Here is a 2,401-nt window from a genome sequence, read left to right as displayed (position 1 = left end):
ACAAACCGGCCGTTGCCCTCCTCACGGGCCGTGAGCGTCAGGGTGACGGACCCCCCGGAACCCGCTGCTGCCGGGCTCGCCACGCCGGATACAGCCGAGGCACCCGCACCAGCAGGTCCTTCGCCACCCGCTTGGGCCAGGGCCCGGCCCGACAGGTCGGCAGCGAGCAGCGCGGCCAGCAGGAGGCTCGAAGCCAACCACGGGCGCATGCTCCTACACACCCCCTCCCGCACCGCCGGCGCCCGCACGAGCTGCCGCCAGACGGCGCCGCTCCGAGGCAACACGCTCGCTCTCTTCCACCATCTCCCAGACCGGTAGCACGGGAACGAATCGAAAGAGCACCATCACGAGAAAGGGGATGGCGGCAGTCGCCGCGACGGTGATGGAGATCTCGACCCACGTGGGGGCGTAAAAGGCAACCTCTTCCCCGAGCGGCGGCTGCACCAGCGGCGGCACCACGATCAGGAATCGCTTGAGCCACATGCCCCCGGCCGCCAGCAGGCCCGCCGCCGTGATGCCCGCCGGGTTTCGCGTCAGTGGAAACGCCACCAGCAGGATGGGAACCACAATACCCCCGACTACGACAAGCCAGAAGAGGGGCGAGTAACTACCCGTCAGGAGCGCTTCGATGATGGGCACGGTGTCCCGGGCCGCCACGTACCCTTCGGTCAGCATCTCCGCGAAGGTGAAGTACAGGTACACTGCACCCAGGGCCAGCAGGATGAACCCGAGGTTGCGCAGCTGGACCTCGGTGATGTACCGCTCCAGCCGGTAGGCCTTGCGGTAGACGCCGACCACGACGATCACCAGCGCCACGCCGGCATACAGCGCCGCCACGACGAAGTACGGGCCGTAGATGGTGCTGTGCCAGCCGGGCCGGCTCGTGACGGCAAACGCCCAGGCCAGAACCGAGTGGACGCTGACCGCCAGCGGAATGATCAGCACCGAGACGATGCCGAGGGCGCGATGGAGGCAGGCGCGCTGGTCCGGAAGCCCCTGCCAGCCGGCGGCCAGCCGCTCCACCAAGCGCCGGCGCATCCGGCCGAGGCCGAGCTCCGGCCAGTCACGGCAGGCCGCCAGGTCAGGGATTAGCGGCAGGTAGAGGAACACCGCGGTCGCTGCCAGATAGGTGCTGATCGCCACGACATCCCAGACCAGCGGGGAACTCGCCCGGGGGCTCGCCAGGAACTCCCACACCCGCTCCGGGCGCCCCAGGTGGATGATGGGAAACGCCGCGCCGATGAGGAGGGTGACCAGCGCCACCGCCTCCGCCAGCCTGGTAACGGGCGTCCGCCACCCCGCGCCGATCAGGCGCAAGATGGCAGAGGTCAGCGCGCCGCCGTAGCTGAAACCGATGAAGCTGACGATGTTGGCCTCGTAAAAACCCCAGGGCACGTTGTCGTTCAAACCGGTGACGCCGAGGCCGTGGACGAGCTGGTACGCGTAGGCCACCCCTCCCCAGGCCACCGCCGCGCCGAGAAGCGCAAAGAGGGCCCGGTACCGCCAGCTCGGCCGTCCCATCGGCCGGACGGCGACCCTCAGCAGTTCTTCGATGCCCGTCCCTTCCACGGCCATCTCTTGACGCACCTCTCTGTGTGTTCAAAGTGAGTACTTGTACTCCAGGTCCTGGCCGTGCCCGGCGATGTACCAGACCCGAGGTCGGGTATTCAATTCCTCCTTGAGGCGGAACGCGTCGTTCTCCTTGAGAAAGCGCGACAGCTGCACCGTCTCCCGCCCGTTGGTGGCGAGATCCGCCTCCCAGTCGCCCACGTAGATGGCCTCCATGGTGCACGCCTCGACGCACGCCGGCAGCTTCCCCTCCCGCAGGCGGTGCACGCACAGGACGCACTTGCTCACGGTTCCCTTCTGTTGCGGAACGGGAAACTCGGGACCGCTCTCGCCGTCCAGTTGCGCAGGGTCGACCGGCGGCGGGTCATCCCAGGTGAAGTACCGAGCCCCGTACGGGCAGGCCACCATGCAAAGCCGGCACCCGATGCAGCGGTCCTGGTCGATGAGCACCACGCCGTCCGGGGCGTAAAACGTGGCGCCCACGGGGCATACCTCGTAACACGGGGCGTTTTCGCACTGCATGCAGACGCGCGGAAGGTAGTAGGGGCCGCCGGCAGCATTGGTCAGGGTGTAAACCTTGATCCACTCGACCCCCTCCGGCGTGTGGTGCATGGCCTGGCACGCCTGGGTGCACTTCTTGCAGCCGTCGCACCGCCGCAGATCGATGACCAGGGCCCAGCGCTGCCGCGTAGCCGGAAGTTCGGGCGCGCTTTGCCCTGCCTCGGCGCCGAGACGAATCACCTGCGCTCCACCGAGCCCGGCCAGCACCGAGGCGCCGACCCCTTGCAGGAAGCGCCGCCTCGGGATCCGCCCGCCGGGGTTGACCGCATCC

Annotated in this window: 3 protein-coding genes; all 3 read right to left on the bottom strand. The window is 68.4% G+C overall.

The genetic code is table 11. The features are described 5' to 3' along the window. On the bottom strand, positions 1 to 209 hold a 209-nt coding region (locus tag AB1609_21345; GenBank protein ID MEW6048981.1), incomplete at its 3' end, for a hypothetical protein. A 4-nt stretch (positions 210 to 213) separates the two neighbouring features. Further along, complete coding sequence (nrfD, locus tag AB1609_21340) at positions 214 to 1,575, bottom strand: NrfD/PsrC family molybdoenzyme membrane anchor subunit (protein ID MEW6048980.1); 1,362 nt, start codon at positions 1,573 to 1,575, stop codon at positions 214 to 216. A gap of 24 nt (positions 1,576 to 1,599) precedes the next feature. Next, a partial coding sequence (gene dsrO / locus AB1609_21335) for a sulfate reduction electron transfer complex DsrMKJOP subunit DsrO (GenBank protein MEW6048979.1) occupies positions 1,600 to 2,401 on the bottom strand: 802 nt, incomplete at its 5' end.

Source organism: Bacillota bacterium, assembly GCA_040754675.1.
In the GTDB taxonomy this organism is placed as follows: Bacteria; Bacillota; Limnochordia; order Limnochordales; family Geochordaceae; genus Geochorda.
This window is presented reverse-complemented; position numbering and strand designations above follow the sequence as displayed.

Coding starts and splice junctions, on each gene's coding strand:
- nrfD (MEW6048980.1), bottom strand. CDS start 1,575: ATGGCCGTGGAAGGGACGGGCATCGAAGAACTGCTGAGGGTCGCCGTC.